Genomic DNA, 22606 nt, shown 5'->3' with positions numbered 1-22606 from the left:
GGGGGGGGGGGGGGCCGCCGCCCCCCCCCCCCCCCCCCCGAGGGGAGGGTGTTACTCGGTGATGGTGAGGGGCACGCGGACGGTGTCGATCTTGTCGCCGGCGTTCTCCTGGACGACGCGCACGTTGTACTTCACGGGGTACGCGCCCATCCCGCGGTTGATCGTCCACTGGCCGCGCGCGTTCGCGATGGCGGTCGCGGGGTTCGTCGGGTTGTCGCCCCAGACGTAGACCGTCACCCGGGTGCCCGGGGTCGCGGTGCCGGTGAAGGTCTGGACACCGGCGGGAGCCGTGCTGTCCGCCGTCGGGCTCGTGACCGTCAGGTCCGCCGGCTTCCCGATCCATCCGTACGGAGCGACACGGATGTTGTTGATCTGGTTGACCTTGCCCTCGGCCGCAGGCTCCTGACGGACCCCGATCTGGTCGTAGTTCGTGTTCGCCAGGGCGCGGCGGATCTCCCACTTCCCGGTCGTCTCGTCGGCCTTGGTGACGATGTTGTACGACTCGACCGCGGGGTTGTCCAGGCCGAACGGGTTGAACACGATCGTCGCGCCGGGGGTCGCCATGCCTGCGAAGACCTGGTCGCCCGGGTTGAAGAAGTCGCCGTCCTTGAAGTTCGTCAGCTCGAGGTCGCCCGGCTGGCCGATGCCGTCGTAGGGACGCAGGTTCCAGTTGGTGAGCTCGTTCACCACGCCGGCCTGCGGCGTCTGCTTCACGGACAGCAGGGGGTAGGTGGTGTCGGCGAGCCCGCGGCGGATCTGCCAGTTGCCGAACTGGTCCACGGTCGTCGTCATGTTGTACTCGGGGTTGCGGAACCCGTGCACGTTGAACGTGATCGTCGCACCGACGGTCCCGCGGCCGGTGAAGAGCTGCTCACCGGGCATGAACGTCCCGTTCTTGACGTGCGAACTGATCTGGACGGACTCGGCGACGATCGGGGCGGTCGAGGACGCGGTGGTCTCGGTCGTCAGCCCGCCCTTCGACTTCGCGGTCACCTCGAGCTCGATCTTCCCCGAGCCCAGACCCGTGAGGTCTCGGCTGAAGGAACCGTCCGCGTTCGAGACGGTGAACGAGTCGATCTGCTTGCCACCGGACACGATCGTGACCTGGGCTCCCGCAGAGGACTGTCCGGTCACCGTCATCGCGCCGTCGGCGAACGTCTCCGGCGCGTCGATCGACACGGCGGCGCCGAAGTCGGCGACGGTGGTGGTGGTCTGCGTGCCGTCGATGCCGGTCTGCTCGACGGTCAGGGTGTGCTGGCCCGGGCCGATCGGGTTGATCGGGAGGGACCACGTGCCGTCGTCCGCGACACGGGTGCTGCCGAGCGTGTCCGAGCCGTTCTTCACGGTGATCGTCGCACCGGCGGCACCCTCACCCGAGACCACGGCCTTCTGCGTCACGTCCGCGTCGAACCCGACCTGCGCGGTGGGCTGCTTCACGGTCGACTTGCCGGGGTTGATCGTGACCTCGGCGGAGGTGACGTTGTAGCCCTTCGAGACGCCCGTGACGACGAGCTTGTACTCGCGGTCCTCGAGCGTGTCCCCGTCGATGACGGCGCGGTAGGTGCCGTTGGTGCCGACGGTGAGCTCCTTGAGCGGGGCGTCGGCCTTGCCCTGCTCGTAGATCTTCAGCTTCGCACCGGACTGCGCGGCACCGCTGACCACGAGGTCGTCGCCGGGGTCGAGGGTCGCGTCGTCCTCGGGGCCGGTGATCGACACGGCGGTGCCGTAGTCGAGCTGCACCTCGGCCGAGTTCGCCACCTGGCCGCGGATGTGCTGTTCGACGCGCACGTCGAACGGGCCGCCGATGTTCGGCGGGTTGATCGCCAGGGAGTACTTGCCCTCGGCGTCGGCCATCGTGGTCTGGATCTGCCGCTCCCCGTGGAACGCGACGATCGAGCTGTTCGGCGTCGCGGTGCCGGTGATGTGGGCGACCTCGTTGACGTCGTCACTGAACGCGCCGGTCGCGGTCAGGTCGGACACCGCCAGGTCGACCTCGACGTCGGACTCTGCCACGCTCTCGCTGCCGGCGAAGGCCTCGAGGTGCACGGTCGTCTTGCCCAGCGCCAGCCCGTCGAGGTCACGCGACCACGAGCCATCCTCCTTCACGGTGACGTTCTTCGACTTCGTCGCACCGTCGGCGGTCTTCCACGACACCTCGACCGAGTCCGCACCGTCTGGCGCGATGCCGTCGACCAGCTTCGCCGTTCCCGCCTCCAGGTTCACATCCGCAACATTTGCGACTAGCCGAAGCAGCTTGTCTGGGAGGCCGAGAAAGCGGTAGGAACTGCCAGCAGACGTGCTGAGAGTGAGAATGAAGTCCTCGTGCGTGCTGTTCCACTCGGGCGTGGAGGTGAGCCAGGTGCCGTACTGACTGCCATCCAGGTTCTGCTTCGCGCGGAGCCGGCCGCTCTGCATCGACCACAACGAACTTCCGTTCGAGCATTCTTCACTTCCGGCCCCGCGAGGGGAGAGGAGTCCCTTGCCCCAGCCTGACGCCGCAACGAGACACTTACTCCTATCTTCATTCCAGAGGCGGAACCACTCAAAGCCACCCGCAGCTTGGACGAAGTCGGCTCGCCAGGTTCCAGCCTTCGACCTAGCCTCCTGTTCGGAGTCGGCGCTGTAGCTCCAAGGGCTGCTCGTCTTCCAGTACCGGTACTTGCCATCGACCGGCGATGTGACCAAGTGCAACGTCGTCCCGCCGCGCTTCTGCTGAAGGGGGTCGGCGGTCGTCGCGCCAGCGGCCGGAGCGACGCTCAGCCCCGCGGCGAGGGTGGCTGCGGCGACGCCGGTCGCGGCCGCAGCTCGAAGGAATGACTTCATGTGAATGAGGTGTCTTTCGGGATCGGGCCGCTGGGAGCAGCGGCGTCTCACACAAGGAGTAATAAATATCACATGCACACGCTGTGAACCTGCCGAGTGTGATGACTACGGAGACTTGCGCCGCCTCGACGCAACTTCACCCCTGCGCGCTTGACTCTCGCCGGTCCCTGAGTAAACTTGAGTGCAGCGGACGCAACTCCGCGTAGGCTTCAGCAAGACAGCACCCCAACCGAAGGAGCACCAACACATGGGACGTGCAGTAGGCATCGACCTCGGCACCACGAACTCGGTCGTCAGCGTTCTCGAGGGTGGCGAGCCCACCGTCATCGCGAACGCCGAGGGCCTCCGCACCACGCCGTCGATCGTCGCGTTCACGAAGGACGGCGAGGTCCTGGTCGGCGAGACCGCGAAGCGCCAGGCCGTCACGAACGTCGACCGCACCATCGCGAGCGTGAAGCGCCACATCGGTACCGACTGGAAGGTCGACATCGACGGCAAGAGCTACACGCCGCAGGAGATCTCGGCCCGTACCCTCGGCAAGCTCAAGCGCGACGCCGAGCAGTACCTCGGCGAGGACGTCACCGACGCGGTCATCACCGTCCCGGCGTACTTCAACGACGCCGAGCGCCAGGCCACGAAGGACGCCGGTGAGATCGCCGGCCTCAACGTCCTCCGCATCATCAACGAGCCGACCGCGGCCGCGTTGGCGTACGGCCTCGACAAGGGCAAGGAGGACGAGCTCATCCTGGTCTTCGACCTCGGTGGCGGCACGTTCGACGTCTCCCTGCTCGAGGTGGGCAAGGACGACGACTTCTCCACGATCCAGGTCCGGGCGACCTCGGGCGACAACCGCCTCGGCGGCGACGACTGGGACCAGCGCATCGTCGACCACCTCGTCAAGAAGTTCAAGGACGAGCACGGCGTCGACCTGTCCACGGACAAGATCGCGAAGCAGCGCCTGAAGGAAGCCGCCGAGCAGGCGAAGAAGGAGCTCTCGTCGCAGATGTCGGCGAACATCCAGCTCCCGTACCTGACGCTGACCGCCGAGGGCCCGCTGAACCTCGACGAGACCATCTCGCGCGCGCAGTTCGAGCAGATGACCTCGGACCTGCTCGACCGCACGAAGAAGCCGTTCAACGACGTGATCAAGGAGGCGGGTGTCAGCGTCAACGACATCGCCCACGTGGTGCTCGTCGGTGGCTCGACCCGCATGCCCGCCGTGGCCGAGGTCGTCAAGAGCCTGACCGGTGGCAAGCAGCCGAACCAGGGCGTCAACCCGGACGAGGTCGTCGCCGTCGGCGCCGCGCTGCAGGCCGGTGTCCTGAAGGGCGAGCGCAAGGACGTCCTGCTCATCGACGTCACCCCGCTGTCCCTCGGCATCGAGACCAAGGGCGGCCTGATGACCAAGCTCATCGACCGCAACACCGCGATCCCGACCAAGCGCAGCGAGACCTTCACGACCGCCGACGACAACCAGCCGTCGGTCGCGATCCAGGTCTTCCAGGGCGAGCGCGAGTTCACCCGCGACAACAAGCCGCTCGGCACCTTCGAGCTCACCGGCATCGCCCCCGCTCCCCGTGGTGTCCCGCAGGTCGAGGTCACGTTCGACATCGACGCGAACGGCATCGTGCACGTGTCCGCGAAGGACAAGGGCACCGGCAAGGAGCAGTCGATGGTCATCTCCGGCGGCTCGTCGCTGCCGAAGGAGGACATCGAGCGCATGGTCCGTGAAGCGGAAGAGCACGCGGCCGAGGACAAGGCCCGTCGCGAGGCCAACGAGCGTCGCAACCAGGCCGAGCAGCTCGTCTACTCGATCGAGAAGCTCATCAAGGAGAACGACGAGAAGCTCCCCGCGGACGTCAAGTCCGAGGTGCAGGCGGACGTCGACGGGCTCAAGTCGGCCCTCGCGGGTGACGACGACGAGGCCGTGAAGACCGCCTTCGACAAGCTCAACGAGTCGCAGGGCAAGCTCGGCCAGGCGATCTACGCCCAGCAGGACGCTCCGTCGGCCGGCGGCGAGCAGCCGGCCGGCGACCAGGGCCAGCAGGCGGACGACGAGGACATCGTCGACGCCGAGGTCGTGGACGACGAGGACGACAAGGACAAGAAGTAACGATGCCGAACCCTGAGGACAACGCGCCCAAGGGCGACGTGCCGGAGGACGAGCCCCAGGTCGAGGGCGACGCCACCAACGCACAGGAGCCCGAGGACCTCATCGAGGCGGAGGGGCCGGACGTGGAACTCCCCACGGACGGCCCCGCCGCCGGCGGCCCGAGCGCTGACCAGGCGAGCGACCTCTCCCCGGAGGACCAGGCCCTGCTCGACGACGCCGCCCGCGGCATCGAAGAGGACAAGCTGAGCCAGGGTGACCGTGACCTCGTCGCCGACATGCGTGCCGACATGCTCCGCGCGCAGGCCGAGCTGGTGAACTTCCGGAAGCGCGTCGAGCGCGACCGCGAGGCGAACCGCGACGCCGTCATCGCCGAGGTCGTGCGGGCCCTGCTGCCCGCGCTCGACGACCTCAGCCGCGCCGAGGCCCACGGTGACCTCGCCGAGGGCCCGATGCAGGTCATCGCGCAGAAGATCCGCGGCGGCTTCGGCAAGTTCAAGCTGGAGCAGATCGGCGAGAAGGGCGAGCCCTTCGACCCGAACGTGCACGAGGCGATCGTGCAGCTCCCGACGCCGGGTGCGACCGGCCAGACCGTGGCGGACGTCGTCGAGCCGGGCTACAAGCTCGGCGAGCGCGTCATCCGTGCGGCCAAGGTCGCCGTCGCGGTCCCCGCCTGAGGCACGGGAAGGAGGTAGGGATTCATGGCCAGTCAGGACTGGTTCGACAAGGACTTCTACAAGGTCCTCGGCGTCGACAAGACGGCGAGCGACGCTGAGCTGAAGAAGACCTACCGGAAGCTCGCGCGGCAGTTCCACCCGGACTCCAACCCGGGTGACGCCGCCGCCGAGGCCCGCTTCAAGGAGATCAGCGAGGCCTACTCGGTGCTCTCCGACAAGGAGCAGCGCGCCGAGTACGACCAGGTCCGTGCCATGGGCTCGGGCGCCCGCTTCACCGCGGGCGGTCCGGGCCAGGGCGGCGGGTTCGAGGACGTCTTCGGTGGGATGTTCGGCCAGCAGGGCGGACAGCGCGTGCGCTTCGGCCAGGGCGGACGCGGCGGCGGTGCCGGCGGCTTCGAGGACATCCTCGGCGGGATGTTCGGTGGCGGCCAGGGCTTCGGCCAGTCGTCCGGCGGCTTCCGCGGGTTCGGTGGGCCGACGAAGGGACGCGACGTCACGGCGTCGACGACCCTCGACTTCACCACCGCGATCGCCGGTGACACGGTCAAGCTGTCGCAGGGGAACGGCCGTCCGGTGAACGTCCGCATCCCTGCGGGCGTCGCCGACGGGCAGAAGATCCGCCTGCGCGGCCGGGGCGAGCCGAGCCCGGACGGCGGCGAGGCCGGTGACCTGGTGGTCACCGTCAGCGTCCGCAAGCACCCGGTGTTCGAGCGCGACGGGCAGCACCTCCGCGTGGACGTCCCCGTGACCTTCGCCGAGGCAGCGCTCGGCGCGACGATCCAGGTCCCCACCCTCGGCGGCGAGCCCGTCAAGCTCAAGGTCGCACCGGGCACCCCGTCCGGTCGCGTCCTGCGCGTCAAGGGCCGCGGCGTCACGACGAAGAACGGCACGGGCGACCTGCTCGCGACCGTGCAGGTCGCGGTGCCGTCGCACCTGTCGGACAAGCAGCGCGAGGCCGTCGAGGCGCTCCGCGCCGCCCTGCCGGACGAGGACCCGCGCGAGGACCTGCTCGCCAAGGCGCGCGGGTAGGCGGTACCAGCAACAGCACGAGAACCGGTCTGGAGGCCCGGTGCGGCTCCGTCAGGAAGCCGCACCGGGCCTCCAGACTGTTCCAGGACCACCCGACGACGGAAGGGACGTGACGTGACCGACATGGACGAGGAGTCGCCCGTCTTCGCGATCGCGGTGGCGGCTGAGCTCGCGGAGATGCACCCGCAGACGCTGCGGCAGTACGACCGGCTCGGCCTGGTCGTGCCCGGGCGGACCCGCGGCGGTTCCCGCCGCTACTCGATGCGTGACGTCGCGCAGCTGCGCGAGATCGCGCGGCTCGGCAGCGAGGGGGTCTCGCTCGAGGGCATCCGTCGCGTGCTGGAGCTCGAGAACGAGAACCGGGCGCTGCGCGACCGCGTGCGGGAGCTCGAGCGGGCGCTGGCGGACCAGCTGATCAGCCGACCGGGCGCGCGCGTCTTCGCGGCGACGACCACGGGCGCCGCGGTACCGCTGCGCGCGGGGGTGCGACCGCAGCGGAACACCGCCGTCGTGCTGTACAGACCAGCCAGAAGGACGACTGACGGCTGACGCGGACCTTCCTAGCGTGACGGACGACCCGACCGGGTCACCGGTCACGATCCCAGGAGGTACTCCGTGCGTTCTCGTCCATCCGTCATCACGATCGCCGTCGGCACCGCGCTGACGGCCGTCCTCGCCTCGAGCGGCGTCAGCGGTCCGGCCTCCGCCGCGACCGGCGACGGCCTGCAGGTCGCTCCGTCGGCCGACGCATCGACGAAGGCGATCTCGATCCGCACCAGCCCGCCCACCGACGTCTCCGTGACGGTCGGCACCGAGGGCTTCACCGTCCGGGCGACACCGCACTGCGACCTGGCGCCCGAGTGCAAGAGCTACATCCGCGTCCTCAGTGCCGGGTTCAGCACCACCGTCGACACCCGGAACGGCGCGCTCGTCCCGTGGCCTGCGGGTTGGGCCGAGGGGGAGACGCGCACCGACGGACTCGTCTTCAGCGCTGCCTGCGACGGCAGCCGCTGCTACACCGAGACGTCCGCCGGGGTCTCGCTCGGGTCGATCACCCGACCGGTGACGCCGCGGGCGCTCTCCGCCGAGGTGACCGCGAAGGACGACGCTGCCCGGACCGCCCGCGTCGAGGGCACCGCGACCCCGGGTGCGTCGATCCGTCTCGTCGGGGACGAGGTCGCGCGAGCCGACTCCTCCGGGCGGTGGAGCCACGAGCTGCGGGGCCTCGCCGTCGGGGACAACGTCCGCACCTACCAGCAGTACGTCGACGGAGCCCTCCGGGACGACCGGCGGGTGACCGTCCGGATCGAGGAGACCCGGCCCGTGTTCTCGGGCGCGGTGTCCTTCGACGACGACGTCACGCAGCGCGCGCTGGTTGCCGGTGCGGGTGTCCCGGGCGCGCGCGTGGTGCTCACCGACGGCGAGACCACGATCGGCGAGACGACCGTCGGAGCGGACGGCCGGTGGTCGTTGCGGATCGACGCTCCCGATCGCGGCGGGGTCCGTCACCTGACTGCCACCCACACGGCTGCGGGACAGGGGCCGGAGACCGTGGGCATCGACGTCGACTACGGCCAGGCCGTCCGCATCACCTCGCCGGGGAACGGGTTCGTGATCCCGCCGGCATTCCCGGCGGTCAGGATCAGCGGGACCGCCGCGCCGGGGGCGGTCGTGCGGCTCTCCGAACGGGGTGCGAGCGGGAGCGACCTCGGCTCCGCGACGGCCGGTGCGGACGGTCGGTGGGCGATCCGGACGCCGGCGCTGCCGCAGCGTGACCACGTGCTGCAGGCCACGGCGACGTCGCGTGGTGCGAACTCGACGTCGGCCACCGTCGGGCTCCACGGCAACTGATGCGTAACGCACAGTATTCCGACTCCGTAGGTTGGTCAGGGTCCCGCTCGGGGCCCTGACCGACAGGAGAACACGATGCACGAACGACCACCGATCGCGGCGGCACTCGTCGTGGGGCTCGTCGCCCTCGCCGCCCTCGCAGGACCAGTACCGGCTGCGTCGGCGGCCGACCAGGACCAGACCAGCGCCGGGGCCGAGGCGATCCGCGACCTCGGGACCGCTCCGGAGCAGGCGCGGGCACTGGCCTACGCCGGTGTCCCGACCGGCGTCCGCGTCGAGGCGACGCAGTCGGGTCTGGTCGTGACCGCGAACCCGGTCTGCACCGGACTCGTCTGGGGGTGCAAGTCGATCATCCACTCCAGCGGGCGCGTGTTCGACCTGGTCGACACGACGAGCGGCTACACGGTGCCGTGGCCGTCCGACTGGCGCGAGGGGGAGTCGCGCGACGCCGGTGCCGTCTACTCGGCCGCGAGGGACTGGGTCTCGTGGTGGTGGAACTCGAACCGACCGGCCGCGCTCGGATCCGTGACCCGGCCGTACGCCGCACGGTCGTTGACGGCGACGGTCGTGAGCAAGGACGACGCCGCGCGGACCGCCCGCGTGACGGGGACGGCGACGCCGAAGGCCTCGATCCGCATCGGTGGGTCCGAGGTGACGACCGCCGACCAGTCCGGCAACTGGTCCTCCACCCTGCAGGGCCTGTCGGTGGGGGCGAACAGCCGCACGTTCCAGCAGTACGTCGACGGGTCGTACAAGGACCAGAAGACGGTGTCGGTGACGATCGTCGACCCCGTGCAGCCCGACCAGATCACGGGCAACCGGGGCTCGGCGACCCTGGAACGGGGGAAGACGTCGACCGTGTACAGCACGTACACCGCGAAGCGCGCCTTCACCACCCCGACGGGGCGGCTCGAGGTCGCCGCGCCGGCCGGTACGCGGTTCGCGAGCGGCCAGGACAGCCAGCGCGGGGAGTACCGGTCGGGTTCCTCGTGGTACTCCTTCGGTGGCAACACCCTCGTGAACGGGTCGCGCTCGAGTGACGGTCGGACCTACACCTTCGACCTCGGGCAGCGGAACTGGGACGTCGCGAAGGACCAGCAGTTCCGGTTCGGGCTGCGGGTCGAGACGCCGGTCGACGTCTCCCCGACCACCGGCTCCATGACCGGGCACCTGTCCGGGTCCTTCACCGGCGGCACGTTCGACACCACCGCCACGACGGACACGACCGTGGCCGACCAGCCCCTGACCGCTCGGGTCGCCGAGGTCGACGCCGCGCGGCGGACGGCGCGTGTGGAGGGCACCGCTCCCGGCGTCACGACCGGCATCGCGATCACGTGGGAGCGCAACGGCCAGGCGACGACACAGCGCGTGGAGCCGCGGGACGGGAAGTGGACGGTCGACGTCGACGGACTGCGTGCCGGGAGCAACACGGTGCAGGTGGAGGCCTTCGCCGGGCAACAGTCCCTCGCCCGGACGACCGTCGACGTGCAGGTCGACGCACCGACCTTCGATGCGTCGGTGACGTTCGCCGACGACGTGACCGAGCGGGCGACCGTGTCCGGGCACGGGGTCCCCGGCGCGCGGGTCGTGCTCCGGGACGGGTCGACGGAGGTCGGCTCGACGACCGTGGGGCAGGACGGGACGTGGACCGTGCGGCCGGCGGCACCGGGCCGCGGTGGGGTCTGGTCCCTGACCGCGACGCAGACCGCGAGCGGGCAGCCGCCGCAGTCGATCGGCGTCGACGTCGACTACGGAGCGGCCGTCCGGATCACCTCGCCGGGCGACGGGTTCGTCGTCTCGCCGGTGTTCCCGAGCGTCCGGATCAGCGGGGTCGCCGCCCCAGGCGCGGTCGTCCGGCTCGCCGAGCGGGGTGTCCCCGGCAGCGACCTGGGATCGGTCACCGCGGGCGCGGACGGTCGGTGGGCGGTGTCGACGCCGGCGCTGCCGGTCCGCGACCAGGTGATCGAGGCGACCGCCACCGGGCGTGGCGCGAACACCACGACGGCGACGGTGTCGCTCTCCGGCAGCTGACCGGAGGTCGAGGCGGACGAGCCCGCGGTGCCCGAGCGGCCCGCGGGCTCGTCCGCGTGCGACCACACGCGCCCGAGCACACGCGCCCCGACGGCGGCACAGTGACGGCGGCGCAGCGGTCGATCGCGTGGCCGGCGGGCTCGCACCGCACGGCGTCAGGGTGCCGGCGGTTCGTTCCGCTCCTCGGCGCGCGCCGTCATGCTCCCGCACCGGGGCGCGGCGAGCAGCTCGAGCTCCGGGTCGACCGGTCTGCAGCGACCTGGTCGCCCGGCACGGATCCGGTCGACCACCGTGCGCAGGCAGGCGCCGCACACCTCAGCGGTCCTTCCGGTCCGGGTCCGGCAGCAGGTGGATCCGGCTCGATGCCCGCTCCGCCAGGCGCCCGTCGCGGCTGTCCACCGCGATGCGCAGTGCCACGAGCCCGTTCCGGATGTGCTCCCACGGCAGCGCGGCGCGGACGTCGTCGTGGCGCAGCCGGTAGGTCAGACCGTCGAGCGCACCGCTCAGCGTCGCGGCGAGCAACGGGTTGTCGCACTCCGCGATGAACGACCGGTACACCGGCGTCACGGCATCGGCGCCCCACTCCCAACGAGTCTCCGCCATGCAATCGAGCAGCAGCCCGAGCCGACGGAAGAGCAGGGCGCGTCGGCGGTCGTCGAACTCGGGGATCGTCGTCCGGACGACGCCGCCGAAGAGCAGCCCGAGCGCCTGCAGGGTCGGCACGAGGTCCTCGCGCCGGGGGACGGTCACCCGCGTGTACCGGTTGGCGCGGAACTCGACCAGTCCGAGGTGCCCGAGGTCGGACAGTGCCTCACGCACCGGCGTGCGGGAGCAGCGCAGACGGCCGGCCAGCTCGTCGTCGTCGAGCAGGGTGCCCGGGGCGAGCACCCCACCCATGATCTCGGCGCGGAGCCGCTCCCTGGCCTGGTCTCGGAGCCGGGGCCGCACCCCGGCGTCTGGCGAAGCGAACATCGGCCCCTCTCGCACCGTCGTCCCACCCCGTCCGGGCGGTGCATCCGACTGTAGGGCCCCGGGATACCAGAGCAGACCGGTGATATACCGACGTTGTCCGGTCGCGACGTCCCGTGAGGGCGAGCTGGGTAGCCTTGGCCGGTGCCGTTCGACTTCGCAGACCACTTCCGGCGCCGCTCCGACGGCGACCAGCCGGACATCGTCGCGATCGACGGCACGGACCGCTTCATGCTCGACGAGGCGCCGTTCCTGCACGGTGACGCGCTCCGGCAGCCGGGTGAGGTCGCCGTGGTCGACGACCGCTACGGCGTGCTGACGCTCGGACTCCTGGCGCTGCACGGTTCGAGCGACATCCGCGTCGTGCAGGACTCCCTCGTCGGGGAGCGCGCCCTGACCGCGAACGCCGGCACCTTCGGGCGTCGGGGCTTCCACCACCCGGCGACCCTCGAGGACGCCTTCCGCGACGTGCGGCTCGTACTCCTCCGGCTGCCGAAGTCGAACGACCGGCTCGACGAGGTCGCGCGCGCGATCGCCCGGTGGGCCGCTCCGGACGTCGTCGTGGTCTGCGGCGGCCGGGTGAAGCACATGACCCTGTCGCAGAACGACGTCCTGCGCCGGTACTTCGGCGAGGTCACGGCGTCACGCGGACGGGCCAAGTCCCGACTCCTCATCGCACAGGACCCGCTGCACGCGGCCGCCGCGCGAGCGGACGTGACCGCACCCTGGCCCCGCACCGTGCACAACGACGAGCTCGGCATCACGATCGCGGCGCACGGCGGCGTCTTCGCCGGGACGTCGCTCGACCTCGGCACCCGGGTGCTCCTCGACGTGGTCGACGACGCGGTCCCGTCCGCGCGCCAGGCGGTCGACCTCGGCTGCGGCAACGGCACCATCGCGACGGTCCTCGCGCGCCGCCGGCCGGCGATCCGGGTGGTGGCGACCGACGTCTCGAGCGTCGCCGTCGCGTCGACCCGTGTGACCGCCGACCGCAACGGCGTCGGTGACCGGGTGGTCACGGCACGGACCGACGCGGGGGACGAGCTCGACAGCGGCTCGGCGAAGCTCGTGCTCTGCAACCCGCCGTTCCACGACGGCACCAGTGTCAGCACCGACGCGGCGGCGGCGATGTTCCGGAACGCGGCCCGCATCCTGCAGCAGGACGGCGAGCTCTGGTGCGTCTGGAACGGACACCTGCGCTACCGCGCCGACCTCGAGCGGACCGTCGGTCCGACGCGGCAGGTGGTGCGGACGTCCCGCTTCACCGTGACCGCGTCCCGCGTCACGTCCTGAACCGGCCACGGACGGACGGGAGGCCCGTGGCTGCGCAGCCACGGGCCTCCCGTCCGTGTGGTGGTCACGTCGGGACGCGACCCGGGCCGATCAGGCCGGGACGTAGTCGAACGTGTCCGGGTCCGGGCCGGTGCGGTGGCCCTTGTCCAGCGAGGTGATGGCGGTCATGTCCTCGTCGGAGAGCTCGAAGTCGAAGATCGCGAAGTTCTCCTCGACGCGCGAGCGGGTGACCGACTTCGGGAAGACGATGTCACCGCGCTGGATGTGCCAGCGGAGGACGACCTGCGCCGGGGTCTTGCCGGTGTTCCCTGCGATCCGCGTGATGGTCTCGTCGTCGAGCACGAGGCCCTGCGCGATCGGCGACCAGGCCTCGGTCGCGATGCCGTGCTCGCGGTCGTACGCGCGCAGTTCCTCCTGCACGAGGTACGGGTGCACCTCGATCTGGTTCACAGCCGGGGTGATCGTCGTCTCGGCGGCGAGGCGGTTGAGGTGGTGTGCCTGGAAGTTGCTCACGCCGATCGAGCGGGCCGTGCCGCCGCGGTAGAGCTCCTCCATCGCCTTCCACGTCGGGACGAAGTCCGAGACGGTGGGCAGCGGCCAGTGGATGAGGAACAGGTCGGTGTAGCCGCCGAGCAGGTCGGCCGACTTCTTGCCGTTCTCGAGTGCGGCCTCGGGGTCGTGGAACCCGTTGTTGAGCTTCGAGGTGACGAAGATCTCCTCGCGCGGGATGCCGGACGCCTCGATGGCCTCGCCGACCTCCTTCTCGTTGCCGTACATCTCGGCGGTGTCGATGTGGCGGTAACCGACCTCGAGCGCTGTGAGGGTGGCCTCCTTCGTGTCCGAAGGGTCGATCTGGAAGACACCGAAGCCGAGCTGCGGGATGGTCTTGCCGTCGTTCAGGGTGATGTTCGGAACGGTCATGACGCCATGCAACCAAACGGGTCCCAGGAGGCATTCCGGCAACGCTCAGCCGGGCGGGTCCGCAGCTGCGGAGTGCGCGAACCGGACCGGGGCCGCTCGCTCGATCCGGTTCGCAAGCGGGCGGACAGGTCAGGCCGCGACCGGTACAAGCGTGAACATGTACGTAGAACACAGAACATCACCGGCCGTGATGGTCCTCGTGACCGCACTCTGCCTGGTCGCCGCGCTCGTCGGAGCGCCGTCCGACCGGGCTGCTGCCGCGATCGACGAGCCGGGCGCGGCCCGCGGGGGAGTCGCGCCGTTCCGTGGGGCGATGCCCGAGGCGAGCGGTGCGAACGCTGCACCGGTGGTCCGGGCGTCCGAGGACTTCGAGAACGGCCTGTCGACCACGCCGGTGATGCTCGACCGGTACGTGGGTCGCTCCGGGCAGCGGTACACGGCCGACCCGCGGTGGATCGATCCGCAGCAGTGCAACGGCATCCTGACCAGCCAGACGAGCGGAGACGTCGCCGCCTGCTCCGCGAATCCACAGCTCCGGACGCTCGCGACCGTGCTCGGGACCGTGACCGGGACGGACCCGAGGTCGAACCACGCCGTCAGCGCCTGGACCCTGGACCGGCGCATGCCCGCGGACGCCGTGCAGGTGCAGCCGACCAGCCCCACGCAGCTCGGCGAGACCGGTCGCTTCGTCTCCTTCGGGGTCGCGGCGGCCGCGGCATCGTGCGACGTCGCGCACCCGGAGCTCGCGTTCTCGCTCGTGGACCGTGGCGAGGAACGCCCCGTCTCGGGGCCGATCGACCCGTGCACGGACCGACGTGCGCAGACCTACACCGTCGGCGGCGAGCAGATCAGGGCGGGTTCGTTCGTCTCACCCGGCGGGCTGCTGTTCGACGGCGACACCGTGCAGTGGCGGCTCCGGAACCAGCAGACGGCGTTCGACGGTAACGACGGCGCGATCGACGGGGTGTCGGTCCTCGACACGACGCCGCGTGTGGCGAACGCGTTCGCGGGGACGCCGGTCGTCGGGGACACCGCCCGCATGACCGCCCGGGTCGTCAACACGTCGGAGCTCGGGTCGAAGCCCGGCTGGTCGTACGCGGAGCGCCTCCCCTCGGGCCTGCGCATCGCAGGGTCGCCGCACCTGGAGAGCTCGTGCACGGGTGGGGCCGTGACCGCCGAGCCCGGCGGTGACCTGTTGACCGTGCACGGGGACCTGGCCACGGACGCGGTCGACTGCGCTGTGTCCTTCGACGTGACCTCGGACCGCGCGGGGACCTACACGCTCACTGCAGGCGACGTCGAGGCCCACCGGGGGGTCGACCTGCCGGACCCGGCGAGCGTGACGTTCCTGCCCGAGCAGAACGCCCTCGTGGCCACCGAGGAACCGGTGTTGACGGGCGACGACGCGGTCGCCGACCTGGGCGAGGAGATCGCGTTCGCCACGACGGTGCGCAACGCCGGGAACGCCCCGGTGCACGACCTCGGCGTGGTCGGGACCGCGGGCACGAGCACCTGCGCGGCGACCGACCTGGACCCGGGAGCGTCCACGGTGTGCACCTCGCCCCGGCGGCCGGTCGTGCAGGCGGACCTCGACCGAGGCCGCATCGACGATGCCGTCCGCGCCACCGCCACCGCGCGGTCCGGGGACCCGGTCGAGGCCACCGCGTCCGCGACCGCCCCGACCCCCGCGGCTGCACCCGCGGTGGCCGGGGTGCTCTCCGCGCACCGGGACGACCACGAGCCGCACCCGGGTGACGAGGTGACACTGGCGCTCCGGGTCGAGAACACCGGGAACGTCACACTGCACGACCTCGCCGCCGCCGTCGACGGTCGGGACGAGTTCACCGTGACCTGCCCCGCGGCCCCGCTCGCGCCGGGCGCGGACGAGGACTGCCGGGTCTCGGGGTCGGCGAGGCTCACCCAGCAGGAGATCGACGGCGGCGCGCTGACCTTCACCGCTCCCGTCACCGGTCGCGCGCCCGACGGCAGCGCGGTCCGGACGGACACCGCGGCCGAGCTCCCGCTCCCGCGGCGTGACGCCGTCGCGGCAGACGCCACCGCCGCGATCGTGCCCGGAGCGGGGACCGTCCCCCTCGCCGGGGACGAGGTGCGCCTCGGACTCGTGCTCCGCAACACCGGGAACACCACGCTGCACGACCTCACCGCGCTCGCCGAAGGCCGTCCGGACCTCGACGTCGACTGCCCGACCGGGGACCTCGCGCCAGGGGCTGCCGTGACCTGCACGGTCGGGTCGCACCACCTCTCCCAGGCCGACGTCGATGCCGGGCGCCTCGACGTCGCCTTCACGGCGCGCGGTACCGGCCCGGACGGGCAGAGCGCAGAAGCCCACGCGGTGACGGGCGTGGACGTCGAACGGCTGCCGGTGCTCGGCGCGACGCTCACGGCGCACCTGGCGACCGTCCATTCCGGTGGCTCCGGTGGCTCCGGTGGCTCCGGTGGCTCCGGAGGGTCCGGTGCTGCCGGTACCGACGACCGGCTGCAGCGTCCCGGCGACCACGTCGAGGTCGCCGTCGAGATCCGGAACGCGGGCAATGTCACACTGGACGACCTGGCGGCCGAGCTCGTCGAGTCGGTCGACGCGCCGGTGACGTGTCCCATCGCGACGCTGGCGCCGGGTGGGACGGTCTCGTGCACGGTGCCCGACCACGAGCTGACGCAGGACGACGTGGAACGCGGGGTCGTCCCGTTCGTGCTCACCGCGTCGGCGACCGACCCGACCGGAGCCGCCGTCGACGCGCGTGACGACGTCCGGGTCGGCCTCCGTGCCGGGAACGTCCTCGACCTCCGCACGACCGTGGTCGAACGTGACCGTGATGGTGCGGTGCGACCGGTCACCGGGCCCGTCCACGAGGGCGACCGGATCGCGGTCCACGGGACGGTGCGACACACCGGCAACCTCGTCGTGCACGGGCTCCGGGGCGCTGACACGGACGCGTCGGACTGCGCGGACCGGACGCTCCAGCCGGGCGGTGCGACGACGTGCGACGGGGCGTTCCACACCGTGACGGCGGCGGACGTCCGCGCCGGCGTGGTGCGGTTCACCACCGAGGTCGAGGGGCGCGTGAGCCGCGCGGACGGCGGATCCGAGCACGTCGGTGGCGGCTCGGACACCACGCAGACGGGGACCGTCACGGCGGACCACCGCACCGGCCGGTCGACCCCGGCGGAGGATGCCTGGCCGGTGACGGTCGCGTCCCCCGTCCGACACGACGAGGTCCGGGTCGAGGCCCCAGCGGCTGCCGGGGCGGCGGGCATCCCGGCAGCGCTGGCCTTCACCGGCACCACGGCCGTCGCCGGCGGACTCGTCGGAGCGCTCGGCCTGGTGCTGCTCGGGACGGCCCTCGTCGTCATGCGACGTCGGGCGGACCGGACGGGACCGGCCGTCCGTGTACCCGGCGGGGACGGCACCTCGGACCACGGCGAGGAGTAGTCGGGGGAACGGACCCGGGCCGCGAGCGACCCGGGTCCGCGCTCCGCTCAGGCCGGCGCCCGCCTCAGGCCGGCGCCCGCCGCAGGCCAGCGCCCCGCTCAGACCAGCGTCCGCCTCAGGCCAGCGCGGCCGTGATGTACGCCAGCAGCGCCGCGCCGTAGGTCTCGGCGGCGTCCGCGCCGGTGAACTCCCGCTGCTCGCCGCCGATCGTCGCGGTCACGGTGAAACCCGCCGCGAGCGAGACGAACGCCGGCCCGAGCAGCTCGCGCAGCTGGTCCTCGCGGGGGAGCCACAGGGCCTCGGTCGCCGACACCGAGTCCAGCGCCCACTCGGTCGTGCCGTTGAACCCGAGCACGGTGCCTGACGGGTAGTCGTGCCGCTCGACGGTCATCTCGGACACCGTGTAGACGTCGTCGTCGACGCCCGGCTTGTCGATGACGAAGCGGTCCCCGGTCGCGGGGTGCCAGCGGAGTCCGGCGTCGCGGAGGGCTGTGGCGGTGTCGACGGTGATCACGTCTCCACCCTGCCATGCGCCACCGCCGAACGCGGATCCGCCGCCGGGCGGAGGCGCGTGGCAAGGTCCGCGTACTAGCATCGCCGAGCACCCCGCGCACGGCGAGTGATCGTCCGCGCGCGCGGACGCGACGATGCCGAGCAACCGGTGCCGCGCCTCCAGGCCGTCCGCGGCCACGGGCACGACCGCGAGCCGGCGTCCGGACGCCGGTCCCCGCCGACGCCCGCGCCGCTCGTCCGCACCGAACCCGTCCGCCCAGCAAAGGACCCGCATGACCCTCGAGCGCGAGGAACTCCGCGACGACTGGACCGTGGCGATCGCGGGCGACGAGCCGCCGGTCGGCGCGCCGGACGGCATCGCGGGACGCACCATCCGGGCGACCGTCCCCGGACAGGTGCACACGGACCTCGAGCGCGAGGGGATCGTCGCCGACCCGCGGTACGACCGCAACGAGGCCGCCGCCGCGTGGGTCGGCCGGGCCGACTGGTCGTACCGCCGCACCGTCGACGTCGCCCCGCGAGGCTTCGAGCGCGTCGACCTGGTGTGCGAGGGGCTCGACACGGTCACCGAGCTCAGCCTGGACGGCGTCGTCGTCGGCACCACGCGGAACATGCACCGCCGCTACCGCTTCGACCTCAACGACGTGCCCGGGACGTCCGGCGAGCGCGACCTCGAGCTGCTGTTCGAGTCGCCGTACCGCGAGGCCGGCCGGGTCGCCGCCCGCGCCGGGTCGATGCCCGGACCGTACGACGAGCCGTTCCCCTACGTGCGCAAGATGGCGTCGAACTTCGGCTGGGACTGGGGGCTGACGGCGGTCACGAGCGGGCCGTGGCGCCCGGTCGCGATCGAGCGGTGGTCCACCGCACGGCTCGCCGAGGTCCGACCGCTCGTCGACGTCGAGGCGGGCGAGGGCGTGCTCGACGCGCACATCACGGTCGAGCGGTCGGGCATGAACGACCTCGACCAGGACGGCGAGGACGACGACCTCGTGCTCGTCGTGACGGTCAGCGGGCCGACCGTCGACGGTGGCACGACCCGGCAGCGCTCCCGGGCGCAGCTCACCCCGCAGAGCGACGAGACGGTCGTCACGGTGCGGGTGCCCGACGTCCGCCGCTGGTGGCCGCGCGGGTACGGGGAGCAGGTGCAGTACGACGTCACGGTCGAGCTGCAGACGGTCGACGGCGAGGTGCTCGACCGCCGCGCGAGCCGCACCGGCTTCCGCTCGACCCGCATCGACACGGCCGAGGACGAGATCGGCAAGCCGTTCACGATCGTGGTGAACGGCACCGTCATCGACGTCCGCGGGGTGAACTGGATCCCGGACGACGTCATCGTGTCCCGTGTGGACCGTGCCCGCATCGAGGACCGGCTGCGCGCCGCTGCCGACCTGCACGTGAACCTCGTGCGCGTCTGGGGCGGCGGCGTGTACGAGTCGCACGACTTCTACGACGTGTGCGACGAACTCGGTCTGCTCGTCTGGCAGGACTTCCCGTTCGCGTGCTCCGCCTACCCCGAGGTCGAGCCGATCCGCAGCGAGGTCATCGCCGAGGCCCGGGACAACGTCGCCCGCCTCGCCGGACACCCGTCGCTCGTCGTGTGGAACGGCAACAACGAGAACATCTGGCTGCACGACGCCGACGGCTGGGCCGAGGAGCTCGGTGACCGCGGCTGGGGCCTCGACTACTACCTCGACCTGCTGCCGACGATCGTCGACGCGGTCGACCCGTCGCGCTTCTACACGGTCGCCTCGCCGTGGTCGGGGTCGGAGAGCCTGCCGGCGAACCACGTCGACCACGAGACGCACCACTCGTGGGACGTCTGGAACCGGCTGTCCGACGACCACTACCGCGACTCCGTGCCGCGGTTCGTCTCCGAGTTCGGGTGGCAGGCCCCGCCTGCCTGGCGCACGCTGCGCGAGGCGGTCGCCGACGAGCCGATGCGCGTCGACTCGCCCGGTGTCGTCCACCACCAGAAGGCCGACGACGGCATGGGGAAGCTCGCGCGCGGCATCGCGCCGCGCTTCGGTGCCGTGGACTCGGAGGACCTCGACCGCTGGCACTGGCTGACGCAGCTGCAGCAGACCCGTGCGATCGCGACCGGCGTCGAGCACTGGCGCACGCACTGGCCGCGGAACACCGGGGTCGTGGTCTGGCAGCTCAACGACCTGTGGCCGGTGTCCTCGTGGTCCGCGATCGACTCCGCGGGTCGGTTGAAGCCGCTCGCGCACGAGCTGCGCCGGTTGTACGACGACGTGCTGCTGACGATCCGTCCGGTCGCCACCCGCGGGTCGGCCGCCGGTCCGGAAGCGGACGAGGACCGGCCGGGAGGCACGGATCACCTCGACCGTCCGGCCCACGACGGCGAGACGGCGGGGTCCTCCGAGCTGGCCGACACGCTCTCGCTCGGCGTCTCGCCGGGCGCCTTCGGTCACGCCCCGATCGAGGTGGCCGTCCGGTCGTCGCGCGCCGGCCTGGACAGCGTCGTGCGGGTGCGCCGCATCGCACTGTCGGGAGCGATCCTCGCCGAGGCCACGCTGCCCGTGCAGCTGGGGCCCTCCGGCGTGGCCGTCGTGGCGCTGCCGGAAGCCGTGGGCGTGGTCGACGACCCGACGAACGAGCTGGTCGTCGCCGACATGGACTGGCGCCGTGCGGTGTGGACGCCGTCGCCCGATCGCGCGATGCGCTGGCAGCCGGCGCGGTACCGGACGTCGGTGACGCCGGCACCCGACGGGGACGGCCACGACCTGGTCGTCGAGGCGGACTCCCTCGTGCGCGACCTGCTGTTCCAGCCGGACCGCCTCGCGCCGACGGGCACCGTGGACCGCGGCTTCATGACCCTGCTGCCCGGCGAGCGGGTGCGGTACCGACTGCGGGGACTCAGCGCGACCGAGGCCGCCCGGATCGACCGCGAGCCGGTGACCTGGAGCCTGGACCGGGTGCTCCGCTCAGACATGTGACATACTGGTTGTGCTGCATGCACAGCGCGGCCGTGCCTTGACCCTCGGTCGGAACGGCGCACCCCCGGAACGCAGCGGCTTCCGGGGGTGCTGCCTGTGCGTCCGGTGTCGGTCCGGCCCCCGGCCTGTGCTTCGTCGTCGGGGCGGGTTACGATTGCGGGACGACGGACTTCCGCCGTGCGGGTCGACGGAGACACGCAACACGGCGACCTGTTCCAGAACAAGGAGACATGATGCTCGGAAACCTCGGTGGCGTCCACCTGCTGATCATCCTCGGGATCATCATCCTGCTGTTCGGTGCGACCAAGCTCCCGGCGCTCGCCAAGGGACTCGGGCAGTCGATCAACATCTTCAAGAAGGAGATGGGCGACGACAAGAAGGCGGCGAAGGACGGCACGGTGCAGGACGCCGCACAGCCCGGGTCGGCCCAGTACACGGCGCCGCAGGGTGACACCGCCGGCCCCGTCGTGAACCCCGGTCCGTCGGTGCAGCCGAACGCGCACACCGACCCCCGGAGCTAGGGCGCTCCAGCTCGCCAGACCTCCCGCACTGCGGGAACACGCCCAGGACACCCAGCCCCGTCCTGTCGGCGGAAGCCCCCGCGACCATCCGGTCGCGGGGGCTTCCCACGTCTCCTGTGCCGGCGTCGGACGTCGGGTCCTGGCGGAGATCGATCAGGTGACGGCCGGTCGAGGGGTGGGGAGGACCTCGGTCGTCCCATCACGGGTCTCGTCCTCGCTGCTGCTGCCGGTGCGGTCGTCCAGGGACCGCGCGCAGCGTCGCGCGAGAGCCTCGAGCGGTCCGCGTCTGCCGGCTCGGTCGAGCAGCGCCGCCGTGACCGCCGCCGCCACGACCAGGACGAGGTACGGGAACCACCCGTCGAGCGCCGGCAGCGGGTCCGGCCGTCCGGCGACCACCCACGCACCGATCGCGAGGACGTGTCCGCAGTACAGCGTCAGGGCGCACCGACCGATCGACGAGAGCGGCCGCAGGCGCAGCGGTGCGACCGCCGTGAGGAGCAGGGCCGCGGCGAGCACGGCGACCGCGACCCCGGTCGCCCCGAGGAGCTCGAAGGTCGACCCACCGTGCGGGGAGACGTCGAGCAGCCGCGCCCAGTCCACTTCGGGGAGCGGCTGCTGCTCGGGGACGACCATCGTCGCGGAGGATCCCGTCGGGATCGTGACGGACCCGGACCCGGACCCGGTGCTCGACCCCGGCGGGTCGGGGATCGGGATCATCGTGCCGACCGGACCGGAGATGCCGAAGGCATGCGCGACGAGCGTGCCGCCGCCGTAGCCCACGACCGCTGCACCGATGCCCGAGCCGAGTGCGCCCCACAGCACCCTCCGGCGCTCGAGGCCGAGCCGTGCCAGGAGCACACCGGCGAGGACGACGCCGAACCACGACACCGCCGGGTAGCCCGAGAACAGCGGGTCCGCGAGTCCGACACCGCTCAGCGCGGCGACCGACTGGCCGACGAGGGCGATCGGGGGGCCGGCGACGAGGGCGAGGACCGCGGCCAGGACCACCCAGCGCAGCCGGAGCCGCAGGAACGGCAGCGCCGCGACGAACAGCACGGCGTAGGTGGGCAGGATGACGAGGATGCCGCCCGGGACCAGGGTCAGGAGCGCCCCCATCGCGAGGAGCAGCGCAGCTCGGGCCAGGACGTGCCGACGGTCGCGGATCCGTCCGCGCTCGCTCGGGCCGGTGGTCGCCAGGACGAGGGACACGCCGGCGCAGAGCGCGAACAGCACGGAGGACCGCCCGTGGACCACCGCGCCCCAGGTCGAGGGGTCGCCGAGGTCGACGGGGTCGTGGAGTGGGGCGAGGTGGGCGGCGAACATCCCCAGCACCGCGAGGCCGCGCGCGGCGTCGAGGCCGTCGAGTCGGGGGCGTCGTGGCGGGCGGTCGCCGGTGCCTGCGGCGGTGACGGTGGTGCTGGCGGACGTGGGCCGCATCGTGACATGTTGCATGTTCCGAT

At 71.9% G+C, this 22606-nt stretch carries 15 protein-coding genes; 10 read left to right on the top strand and 5 right to left on the bottom strand.

Going from position 1 to position 22606, the window contains the following annotated elements:
* Window positions 1-51: 51 nt before the first annotated feature.
* Window positions 52-2223: an Ig-like domain-containing protein gene (locus tag QUG98_RS14975; RefSeq protein WP_289471315.1), complete on the bottom strand. Its 2172-nt coding sequence runs from the start codon at window positions 2221-2223 to the stop codon at window positions 52-54.
* Between the two features lie 847 nt (window positions 2224-3070).
* Here QUG98_RS14975 and dnaK point away from each other — a divergent pair.
* The 6 genes from dnaK to QUG98_RS14945 all read left to right on the top strand — a co-directional run bounded on the left by dnaK (window position 3071) and on the right by QUG98_RS14945 (window position 10521).
* A complete protein-coding gene (dnaK, locus tag QUG98_RS14970) occupies window positions 3071-4936 on the top strand; it encodes a molecular chaperone DnaK (RefSeq protein ID WP_289471314.1) in 1866 nt (621 codons plus the stop codon).
* Between the two features lie 2 nt (window positions 4937-4938).
* Entirely contained in the window at window positions 4939-5610 is a 672-nt protein-coding gene (locus QUG98_RS14965; RefSeq protein ID WP_289471313.1) for a nucleotide exchange factor GrpE, read from the top strand.
* A 24-nt stretch (window positions 5611-5634) separates the two neighbouring features.
* On the top strand, window positions 5635-6639 hold the full coding sequence (locus QUG98_RS14960) for a DnaJ C-terminal domain-containing protein (protein ID WP_137766400.1): 1005 nt from the start codon (window positions 5635-5637) through the stop codon (window positions 6637-6639).
* A 123-nt stretch (window positions 6640-6762) separates the two neighbouring features.
* Complete coding sequence (locus QUG98_RS14955) at window positions 6763-7188, top strand: heat shock protein transcriptional repressor HspR (protein WP_137768613.1); 426 nt, start codon at window positions 6763-6765, stop codon at window positions 7186-7188.
* Between the two features lie 66 nt (window positions 7189-7254).
* Window positions 7255-8490, top strand: a complete 1236-nt coding sequence (locus QUG98_RS14950) for an Ig-like domain-containing protein (RefSeq protein WP_289471312.1) — start codon at window positions 7255-7257, stop codon at window positions 8488-8490.
* Between the two features lie 75 nt (window positions 8491-8565).
* Window positions 8566-10521, top strand: a complete 1956-nt coding sequence (locus QUG98_RS14945) for an Ig-like domain-containing protein (RefSeq protein WP_289471311.1) — start codon at window positions 8566-8568, stop codon at window positions 10519-10521.
* Window positions 10522-10836: 315 nt separating this feature from the next.
* On the opposite strand, the gene QUG98_RS14940 is transcribed toward QUG98_RS14945, so the two are convergent.
* A complete protein-coding gene (locus QUG98_RS14940) occupies window positions 10837-11493 on the bottom strand; it encodes a GntR family transcriptional regulator (RefSeq protein ID WP_289471310.1) in 657 nt (218 codons plus the stop codon).
* Between the two features lie 141 nt (window positions 11494-11634).
* Here QUG98_RS14940 and QUG98_RS14935 point away from each other — a divergent pair, with 141 nt between their 5' ends.
* On the top strand, window positions 11635-12783 hold the full coding sequence (locus QUG98_RS14935) for a class I SAM-dependent methyltransferase (RefSeq protein WP_289471309.1): 1149 nt from the start codon (window positions 11635-11637) through the stop codon (window positions 12781-12783).
* A 90-nt stretch (window positions 12784-12873) separates the two neighbouring features.
* Here QUG98_RS14935 and QUG98_RS14930 read toward each other — a convergent pair whose 3' ends face one another.
* Window positions 12874-13704: an aldo/keto reductase gene (locus QUG98_RS14930; RefSeq protein ID WP_137766404.1), complete on the bottom strand. Its 831-nt coding sequence runs from the start codon at window positions 13702-13704 to the stop codon at window positions 12874-12876.
* A gap of 190 nt (window positions 13705-13894) precedes the next feature.
* Here QUG98_RS14930 and QUG98_RS14925 point away from each other — a divergent pair, with 190 nt between their 5' ends.
* Window positions 13895-17155: a DUF7507 domain-containing protein gene (locus tag QUG98_RS14925; protein ID WP_434533453.1), complete on the top strand. Its 3261-nt coding sequence runs from the start codon at window positions 13895-13897 to the stop codon at window positions 17153-17155.
* Window positions 17156-17270: 115 nt separating this feature from the next.
* Here QUG98_RS14925 and QUG98_RS14920 read toward each other — a convergent pair whose 3' ends face one another.
* Window positions 17271-17669 (bottom strand): pilus assembly protein CpaE, encoded by a 399-nt coding sequence (locus QUG98_RS14920; protein ID WP_289471307.1) that lies wholly within the window; start codon window positions 17667-17669, stop codon window positions 17271-17273.
* Window positions 17670-17940: 271 nt separating this feature from the next.
* Here QUG98_RS14920 and QUG98_RS14915 point away from each other — a divergent pair, with 271 nt between their 5' ends.
* On the top strand, window positions 17941-20625 hold the full coding sequence (locus QUG98_RS14915; RefSeq protein ID WP_289471306.1) for a glycoside hydrolase family 2 protein: 2685 nt from the start codon (window positions 17941-17943) through the stop codon (window positions 20623-20625).
* 230 nt (window positions 20626-20855) lie between these two features.
* On the top strand, window positions 20856-21146 hold the full coding sequence (gene tatA, locus QUG98_RS14910; protein ID WP_434533452.1) for a twin-arginine translocase TatA/TatE family subunit: 291 nt from the start codon (window positions 20856-20858) through the stop codon (window positions 21144-21146).
* Window positions 21147-21299: 153 nt separating this feature from the next.
* Here the strand turns inward: tatA and QUG98_RS14905 are convergent, their stop codons facing one another.
* Window positions 21300-22598, bottom strand: a complete 1299-nt coding sequence (locus QUG98_RS14905; RefSeq protein WP_289471305.1) for a heparan-alpha-glucosaminide N-acetyltransferase domain-containing protein — start codon at window positions 22596-22598, stop codon at window positions 21300-21302.
* Window positions 22599-22606 lie beyond the last annotated feature (8 nt).

The organism is Curtobacterium subtropicum (genome assembly GCF_030362975.1).
Lineage (GTDB): Bacteria > Actinomycetota > Actinomycetes > Actinomycetales > Microbacteriaceae > Curtobacterium > Curtobacterium subtropicum.
This window is presented reverse-complemented; position numbering and strand designations above follow the sequence as displayed.

Bases quoted from the DNA above. Each gene is read 5' to 3' on its own strand.
- dnaK (WP_289471314.1), top strand. From the start codon at position 3,071: ATGGGACGTGCAGTAGGCATCGACCTCGGCACCACGAACTCGGTCGTC.
- QUG98_RS14965 (WP_289471313.1), top strand. From the start codon at position 4,939: ATGCCGAACCCTGAGGACAACGCGCCCAAGGGCGACGTGCCGGAGGAC.
- QUG98_RS14960 (WP_137766400.1), top strand. From the start codon at position 5,635: ATGGCCAGTCAGGACTGGTTCGACAAGGACTTCTACAAGGTCCTCGGC.
- QUG98_RS14955 (WP_137768613.1), top strand. From the start codon at position 6,763: ATGGACGAGGAGTCGCCCGTCTTCGCGATCGCGGTGGCGGCTGAGCTC.
- QUG98_RS14945 (WP_289471311.1), top strand. From the start codon at position 8,566: ATGCACGAACGACCACCGATCGCGGCGGCACTCGTCGTGGGGCTCGTC.
- QUG98_RS14940 (WP_289471310.1), bottom strand. From the start codon at position 11,493: ATGTTCGCTTCGCCAGACGCCGGGGTGCGGCCCCGGCTCCGAGACCAG.
- QUG98_RS14930 (WP_137766404.1), bottom strand. From the start codon at position 13,704: ATGACCGTTCCGAACATCACCCTGAACGACGGCAAGACCATCCCGCAG.
- QUG98_RS14925 (WP_434533453.1), top strand. From the start codon at position 13,895: ATGGTCCTCGTGACCGCACTCTGCCTGGTCGCCGCGCTCGTCGGAGCG.
- QUG98_RS14915 (WP_289471306.1), top strand. From the start codon at position 17,941: ATGACCCTCGAGCGCGAGGAACTCCGCGACGACTGGACCGTGGCGATC.
- tatA (WP_434533452.1), top strand. From the start codon at position 20,856: ATGATGCTCGGAAACCTCGGTGGCGTCCACCTGCTGATCATCCTCGGG.
- QUG98_RS14905 (WP_289471305.1), bottom strand. From the start codon at position 22,598: ATGCAACATGTCACGATGCGGCCCACGTCCGCCAGCACCACCGTCACC.